This is a genomic window from Microbulbifer sp., from assembly GCF_036563125.1.
Lineage (GTDB): Bacteria > Pseudomonadota > Gammaproteobacteria > Pseudomonadales > Cellvibrionaceae > Microbulbifer.
Genome location: NZ_DATCMV010000037.1, coordinates 1 through 7855 on the forward strand (window position 1 = coordinate 1; position 7855 = coordinate 7855).

At 61.5% G+C, this 7855-nt stretch carries 8 protein-coding genes; 3 read left to right on the forward strand and 5 right to left on the reverse strand.

The annotated features are described in order from the left end of the window. On the reverse strand, window positions 1-761 hold a 761-nt coding region (gene hutG, locus VIL80_RS02955), incomplete at its 3' end, for a formimidoylglutamase (RefSeq protein WP_332034667.1). Continuing rightward, the gene (hutI, locus tag VIL80_RS02960; protein ID WP_332034668.1) at window positions 745-1974 is read right to left on the reverse strand and encodes an imidazolonepropionase; all 1230 of its coding nucleotides are present in this window, start codon (window positions 1972-1974) and stop codon (window positions 745-747) included. The genes hutG and hutI, both read right to left, overlap by 17 nt. 193 nt (window positions 1975-2167) lie before the next feature. Between hutI and hutC the strand changes: the two genes are divergently transcribed. The 3 genes from hutC (at window position 2168) to hutH (ending at window position 6422) form a co-directional block, all read left to right on the forward strand. Beyond that, window positions 2168-2884 carry a histidine utilization transcriptional repressor HutC gene (hutC, locus tag VIL80_RS02965; protein WP_332034669.1) on the forward strand — a complete coding sequence of 239 codons (717 nt, stop codon included), beginning with the start codon at window positions 2168-2170 and terminating at the stop codon, window positions 2882-2884. A 231-nt stretch (window positions 2885-3115) separates the two neighbouring features. Continuing rightward, window positions 3116-4789: a urocanate hydratase gene (hutU, locus tag VIL80_RS02970; RefSeq protein ID WP_332034670.1), complete on the forward strand. Its 1674-nt coding sequence runs from the start codon at window positions 3116-3118 to the stop codon at window positions 4787-4789. An 82-nt stretch (window positions 4790-4871) separates the two neighbouring features. Continuing rightward, complete coding sequence (hutH, locus tag VIL80_RS02975; RefSeq protein ID WP_332034671.1) at window positions 4872-6422, forward strand: histidine ammonia-lyase; 1551 nt, start codon at window positions 4872-4874, stop codon at window positions 6420-6422. Between the two features lie 79 nt (window positions 6423-6501). On the opposite strand, the gene VIL80_RS02980 is transcribed toward hutH, so the two are convergent. From VIL80_RS02980 to VIL80_RS02990, 3 genes are all read right to left on the reverse strand, one after another. Beyond that, window positions 6502-6804, reverse strand: coding sequence for a superinfection immunity protein (locus VIL80_RS02980; RefSeq protein ID WP_332034672.1), 303 nt, complete (start codon window positions 6802-6804; stop codon window positions 6502-6504). Between the two features lie 88 nt (window positions 6805-6892). Then, complete coding sequence (locus VIL80_RS02985; protein ID WP_332034673.1) at window positions 6893-7525, reverse strand: hypothetical protein; 633 nt, start codon at window positions 7523-7525, stop codon at window positions 6893-6895. After that, window positions 7522-7855, reverse strand: a 334-nt coding sequence (locus VIL80_RS02990; RefSeq protein WP_332034675.1) for an RNA polymerase sigma factor, incomplete at its 5' end; no start/stop codon positions are given. The genes VIL80_RS02985 and VIL80_RS02990, both read right to left, overlap by 4 nt.

Below are 7855 nucleotides of genomic sequence, written 5' to 3' on the forward strand. Positions count from 1 at the left end.
GGCATGACCGCCGCCGGGAACACATCCAGGTCGATGGTGAGATAGACGAAATCTACCTTGTCGATAAATTCCTCAATCTGCTTCTGCACCAGTTCAAGGCGCCAGGGCACGATTTCGCGGTCGGAGATCACCTGCACCCCCAGCTCCTCGGCGCGGTGGTACAGCGCCGGGGTGTTGGCGGTGGCGGCGGCGCCCACGCACAGGTAGTGGAAGGGGCGACCATTCAGGTCGCACTGCTCGGCGATCTGGTAAAACGGCGTGCCGGAAGAGCCCTTGGGCGCAGGCAGGCGAATATCCAGGTGAGCATCGAAGTTGATGATGCCCAGCGTACTGTCGCGGTGCTGCTCGCGCATCCAGCGCGCGATACCCTGGTAGCTGCCAAAGGCGATCTCGTGGCCGCCGCCCAGCACCATGGGGAAGTGGCCGGAACTCATCAGCTCGGTAATGCGCGCGCCGAGCATGGCCTGGGCAGATTCCAGGTCCTCCTTTTCCACCCGCACGTTGCCGGCGTCATACAGTGGTGCGCCGAAGGTCTTGGGCAGGTTGGCCAGCGCCAGGCGCAGGATGCGCGGCCCCTTGGCGGCTCCGATGCGCCCCTTGTTGCGGCGCACACCCTCGTCACTGGAAAAGCCGAGAATGGCGAAACCGGGCGGGCTGTCCAGGTGCAGCGGCACTATGTCCTGGTGCCAGCGGCGACCCGCCTTGCCGTCTTCACTGTCGACCCGACCGCTCCACAGGCGCATATCAGCCAGCTGTAACATGGCGTCCCCCAAAAAATACTTCCGCAGGTTGCAGTGCACCCATTTCGTAGGCGAGCTGGTCCGGACTCTCCATCGGCCACAGCACCATGTCCGCGCGCAGGCCGGCGCGCAGCACACCGCGCGAGCAGCAGACACCGAGGGCGCGGGCGGCGGCGCGGGTGACACCGGCAAGAGCCTCCGCCGGCGTCAGGCCGAACAGGTTGCAACTCATGTTCATCATCAGCCGCAGGGACCCCAACGGGCAGGTGCCGGGGTTGAGGTCGGTGGAAATGGCCATGGGCACACCGGCAGCGCGCAGCTTGTCGATCGGCGGCATGCGCGTTTCTTTCAAGGTGTAGAAGGCACCGGGCAGCAGCACCGCGGCGGTGCCGCTCTCGGCCATGGCGGCGACATCTTCATCGGTGATGTATTCGATATGGTCCACCGACAGGGCACCGGCCTTCGCCGCCATACGGGTGGCGCCGGTGCTGGCGAGTTGCTCGGCGTGAACCTTTACCGGCAGGTCGAGATGATGCGCAGCGTCAATAACACGCTGGCACTGCTCGACGGAAAACGCGATGTTTTCGCAGAACATATCCACCGCGTCCGCCAGCTGCTCCTTGGCCACGGCGGGCAGGATTTCCTCACACACCAGGGTGATGTAATCGTCCGCGCGGCCGTCGTACTCCGGCGGCAGCGCGTGGGCGGCGAGACAGGTTGTGAGGATATTCACCGGATAGTGCTGGGCAAGGCGGCGGGCGACACGCAGCTGCTTGAGTTCGGTGTCGAGATCGAGGCCGTAACCGGATTTGATTTCGATGGTGGTAACACCCTCGTTCATCAATGCCTTCAGGCGCGGCTCGGCCTTGCGGTAAAGGTCCGCGGCACTGGCCGCGCGAGTGGCGCGCACCGTCGACAGGATACCGCCGCCGGCGCGGGCCACCTCCTCATAGCTCTCACCGCCGAGACGGCGGGCGAACTCACCGGCGCGGTGACCGCCGTACACCAGGTGGGTGTGGCAATCGATCAGCCCCGGGGTCAGCCACTGCCCCTCACCGTCGATGATCTGGTCCGCAGTGCTCTCGGGCAGCTCACGGCGTGGTCCAATCCACACAATTTTGTTGCCGGTCACCGCCACCGCGGCGTCTTCAATCGCCCCGTAGGCACCCGGCAGCGACGGGTCCATGGTGGCCGCGTGGACATTGGTAATCAGCAGATCACAGCGTTCAGTCATGTTCGCTCACTGAGTTGGCGTTAATTCTAACGATAGCCCGAGTTGTCGGTTTTGGCGCCTATCGACCCACTATTGACAGCCGTCAGGTCTGAATCCATAGTTGCGCCACCAACAAACTTGTATATACAAGAATGTACAACCGGAAAGGCACTTTACCCGAGCAGGCGAAGACCATACAAGTATGAGCAGTCAGGTGACAGTCACAGAAAGCAGCCAGCCCCGCTACGCCGCGATCAAGGCGCATATCCGCGCGCAGATCGAAAGCGGCGAATGGCCCGCGCACTTCCGCGTGCCCTCGGAGAACCAGCTATCCCAGGACTTCAGCGTCAGCCGCATGACCGCCCGCCGCGCCCTGTCCGAGCTCACCGACGAAGGCGTACTCATCCGCTCCCAAGGGCTCGGCACCTTCGTCGCTGAACCGGTACCCGCTGGCTCCCTGCTGGAAGTACGCAACATAGCCGACGAAGTCGCCGCCCGCGGCCACAGCTACGCCAACCGCATCCTCAAACTGGAACAGACCGTCGCCAACACCGAAGTAGCCGTCGCTCTGGGCCTCGCCGAAGGGGCTGCGGTATACCACTCCATCATCGTGCACCTGGACAACAACCTGCCGATCCAGTTCGAAGAACGCTATACCAGCCCGACACTGGCGCCGGAATACCTGCAGCAGGACTTCAGCACTGCCACCCCCAACGAATACCTCACCCGCGTGGCGCCACTTACCGAAGTGGACACCACCGTAGAGGCGATTGGTGCAGATGACGTCGTTGGGAAGGCTTTGGAGATCAAACCGGGCACCGCCTGCCTGCAGATCTGGCGACGCACTAAAAGCAGCGCCGGCACCGTCAGCTTCGCGCGACTGGTGCATCCAGGAAATAGATACCGGCTGGGCGCACAACTGAGGTTTTAAAAAGAGCCACGAAGCTCAGCAATCAGAATTGAAGGCGGCTTGTCGGGTTCGGGTTTTCAGGATCGTCGTCGCCATGGATGGCGGCGCCGAAGCGTACATGGATGTACTCGCAGCGGTCCTGAAAACCCGAACCCGACAAGCCGTCGCCACAAAACCAAATTTAAAACTCCGGGCCAAAAACCCACAGAACGTAATTTCAAACCAAGAATTTGGAAAAAAGACGAGGCAACCATGACAGATAAACGCCACGACCCCAGCCGCAAGATCATTCCCCCCACCGGCACCCAGCTGAACGCCAAAAGCTGGCTCACCGAAGCGCCCCTGCGCATGCTGATGAACAACCTGCATCCCGATGTCGCCGAGCGCCCGGAAGACCTGGTTGTTTACGGTGGGATCGGCCGCGCCGCGCGCGACTGGGAGTGCTACGACAAAATCGTTGAAGTACTAAAGCGTTTAGAAGACGACGAAACCCTGCTGGTGCAGTCCGGCAAGCCCGTCGGCGTATTCAAAACCCACGCCGACGCTCCCCGCGTACTCATCGCCAACTCCAACCTCGTTCCCCACTGGGCCAACTGGGAGCACTTCAACGAGCTGGATAAAAAAGGCCTGGCCATGTACGGCCAGATGACCGCCGGCTCCTGGATCTACATCGGCTCCCAGGGCATCGTGCAGGGCACCTACGAAACCTTTGCTGCAGTTGCGCGCAAGCATTTCGACGGTGAAGCCAAAGGCAAATGGGTACTCACCGGCGGCCTCGGCGGCATGGGCGGCGCCCAGCCTCTCGCCGCCACCATGGCCGGCTTCTGCATGATCGCCGTAGAGTGCGACGAAACCCGCATCGACTTCCGCCTGCGCACCGGCTACGTGGACAAGAAAGCCACCAGCCTCGACGAAGCCCTGGCGATGATCAACGAAGCCATGGAAAACGGCGAAGCCATCTCCGTCGGCCTGCTCGGCAACGCTGCCGACGTGTTCCCGGAAATTGTCGAGCGCGGCATCCTGCCGGACTGCGTAACCGACCAGACCTCTGCCCACGACCCGCTGAACGGCTACCTGCCGAAAGGCTGGACCATGGCCCAGGCCGCCGAAATGCGCAAGCAGGACGAAGCGCTGGTGGTGCGCGAAGCCAAGAAATCCATGGGCATCCAGGTACAGGCCATGCTCACCCTGCAGGAGCGCGGCGCAGCCACCCTCGACTACGGCAACAACATTCGCCAGATGGCCTTCGAAGTGGGTGTGGAAAACGCGTTCGACTTCCCCGGCTTCGTACCGGCCTACATCCGCCCGCTGTTCTGCGAAGGCGTCGGCCCGTTCCGCTGGGCGGCGCTGTCTGGCAACCCGGAAGACATCTACAAGACTGACGCCAAGGTAAAGGAACTAATCCCGGACAATCCGCAGCTGCACAACTGGCTGGACATGGCGCGCGAGCGTATCCAGTTCCAGGGCCTGCCGGCGCGTATCTGCTGGGTCGGCCTGAAAGACCGTGCGCGCCTGGCGCTGGCGTTCAATGAGATGGTCGCCAACGGCGAACTGGAAGCTCCAGTTGTCATCGGTCGCGACCACCTCGACTCCGGCTCCGTCGCCAGTCCCAACCGCGAAACCGAATCCATGATGGACGGCAGCGATGCAGTGTCCGACTGGCCGCTGCTGAACGCCCTGCTGAACACCGCCTCCGGTGCCACCTGGGTGTCCCTGCACCACGGCGGCGGTGTGGGTATGGGCTTCTCCCAGCACTCCGGCGTGGTCATCGTGTGTGACGGTACCGAAGCGGCTGCCAAACGCGTTGGCCGCGTACTGTGGAACGACCCGGCCACCGGCGTTATGCGCCACGCGGATGCCGGTTACGACATCGCGAAAAACTGCGCGCACGAGCAGGGTCTCGACCTGCCGATGCTGAAAGATTAATTCGCAACATCCTTATTTCTGTCGCCGCGGCCACGAATCAAGTCGCGGCGGTTTTGAACAAAAATTTTCGGTAGCAAAAGTTATGTACCAACTGGAAATCAACCCCGGCCAACTGAGCCTGGAACAACTGCGCCGCGTTGCCCGCGAGCCGGTGCAACTGAGTCTGTCCAAGGACGCCTACCCGGCCATCGAAGCCTCCGCCAAAACCGTGGCGCAGGTGCTGGAACAGGGCCGCACCGTATACGGCATCAACACCGGTTTCGGCCTGCTGGCCAACACCCGCATCGAGAAAGAAGATCTGGAAACCCTGCAGCGCGCCATCGTGCTGTCCCATGCCGCCGGCACCGGCAACTTCATGACCGAAGACACCGTGCGCCTGCTGATGGTGCTGAAGATCAACTCCCTCGCGCGCGGCTACTCCGGCGTGCGCCCGCAAGTGATCGAAGCGCTGATCAAGCTGGTCAACGCCGGCGTCTACCCGGCGATTCCGGAAAAAGGTTCTGTAGGTGCGTCCGGCGACCTGGCACCGCTGGCCCACATGAGCGTGGTGCTGCTGGGTGAAGGCGAATGCTTTATCAACGGCGAGCGCAAACCGGCTTCCGAGGGCCTGCGCTTTGCAGAAATGCGCCCGCTGGTGCTGGCACCGAAGGAAGGTCTGGCACTGCTGAACGGTACCCAGGCTTCCACCGCGTTTGCCCTGCAGGGAATGTTCTCTGCCGAAGACATGTTTGCGGGTGCCGTGGTGACCGGTGCTCTGACCCTGGAAGCCGCCAAGGGCTCGCGCCGTCCGTTCGACGACCGTATTCACATGGTGCGCGGTCAGAAGGCCCAGCGCGATGTGGCCGCGAGCTACCGCGAACTGCTGGGTGAAGGCAGCGAGATCGGCGACTCCCACGTGGACTGCGCCAAGGTGCAGGACCCCTACAGCCTCCGCTGCCAGCCCCAGGTAATGGGCGCCTGCCTGCAGCAGATCCGCTTCGCCGCCGAGGTGCTGCTGGCGGAAGCCAACGGTGTTTCCGACAACCCGCTGGTGTTCACCGACGAGGAAAGCCCAGAGAACTCCGACATCATCTCCGGTGGCAACTTCCACGCGGAACCGGTGGCGATGGTTGCCGACAACCTGGCACTGGCGATTGCGGAAATCGGCTCCCTGTCCGAGCGCCGCATGGCCCTGCTGATCGACTCCAACCTGTCCGGCCTGCCACCGTTCCTGGTGGACAACGGCGGGGTGAACTCCGGCTTTATGATCGCGCAGGTGACTTCCGCGGCACTGGCGAGCGAGAACAAAACCTTCGCCCACCCGGCGAGCGTCGACTCCCTGCCCACCTCTGCCAACCAGGAAGACCACGTGTCCATGGCCACCTTCGCCGGCCGCCGCCTGCGCGATATGGCCGACAACACCTGCGGTATTCTCGCAGTGGAACTGCTGGCAGCCTGTCAGGGCCTGGACTTCCGCGCGCCACTGAAGACCACCGAAAAACTGGAAAACGCCAAGGCCGCCCTGCGCGCACGCGTACCCTTCTACGACAAGGACCGCTACTTCGCGCCGGACATCGAGGAAGCCAAGCAGCTGTTGGCCAGCGCTTACTACCGCGAGTACCTGGCGACTGAAATGCTGCCCAGCAACCAGTAACTTACCGCCTGACAGACTTCCCTTGCGCCGATGTGTGCGCAAGGGAAGTCTGATTTATCGGGTACGGGAAATCAGGTCATCAGTTTCCGGCTTTCAGTGCGGCTTCCGGAGATTGGGAACCGTATTTTTTCGTTAGTTTGCTGCTCATTTTGCCCGTTGACGCCCACACCAGCAGCGCCACCCACGCGATCCACGACAGCCCCGCTGGCACATTCGCGATGGCGATTTTCCCCAGATTGCCGCGATTGAAAAAGATGGCCAGCAGGCTCGGCAGAAACCAGACCGCAAAAAAGAACACTACGAAAATTACAGCCTGCAACGTATCCATTTGCGCAAACAGGTCGAGGAAATCTGCAAATTTTTGTTCAAGGCTCGACAACATATTCAAATCTCTTTTAATGATTAGCTATTGAGTTCGTTTGTTCGATCGACGCCTGTTGTAGTACCTGCACAATTTCGTTTCTTACAATTTATTTCGCAGATACCTGGATATTTTCACGCTGCCACTTCGCAATCTGCTGTTCGCTGTTTTTGATACCGCGCCAGTACCACGCGCTCCAGATTCCCATACCCAGTGCAAACGCCGAGATCCAACTAAGGGCAAAGGTGGCATCGCCCGCAAAGATCGGCTCCAGCCAGCCAAAGCGGGATAACCACTGCCACAGCGCAAAGATGCCCAGCTCGGCAATAAACAGTATCCAGGCAAAGCGAAGCATACGCCGCTTGTGTACCAGTCGCAGCAGCGCCAGATCCAGATAGGCGCGGGTTGACTCCTCCAGAGGGCTCCACAATCCTCGGCGACTGGAAACCGAAAAAGCCATTGCCCACCCCGTCAGAATCACCAGTAAGAGTCCGAGCCACGGCGCATCACTCCGGCCACCGCTCAGTATCAGGTAGACACCTACGGAACAGAGTGCGATGGACAGCCCCCATTCGAGCAGCGCATACAGACGCATACGGCGCTCCTGCGTGCGGATCTTTGTGCGGATGACTTCGGGCACGGGTACGGCGACAGGTGTTTGTCTCCACATTTCTGCAAGCGCTTGCAGTTCATCGACATCGCATGGAGGGTTCACCGGTTTTCCGGCGTCTTCGCTGTTCATACTGTTTCACTCAATTTGGCATTCAATCGTTCGCGAGCACGGTTCAGGCGCACCGCGACATTGGATTCACTGATACCCAGCACCTCGGAGATTTCGCTGTAACCCAATCCTTCGAAACGCAAGGTCAACACCTGGCGCATGCCCAGCGGCAGCGTGGACACCGCCCGCATCAGCCTCTCGGCGTCCCGACTCTGCATCAGCCGTGCTTCCGGTCCCGGGCGCTCGTCGGGCACAGTTTCCAGCAGATCGCTGTCGTCACTGTCGCGCCGGCGCGCGAGCTGGGTAACGCTGCGATTGTGGGCGATGCGATAGACGAAGGTGCGCAGGCTG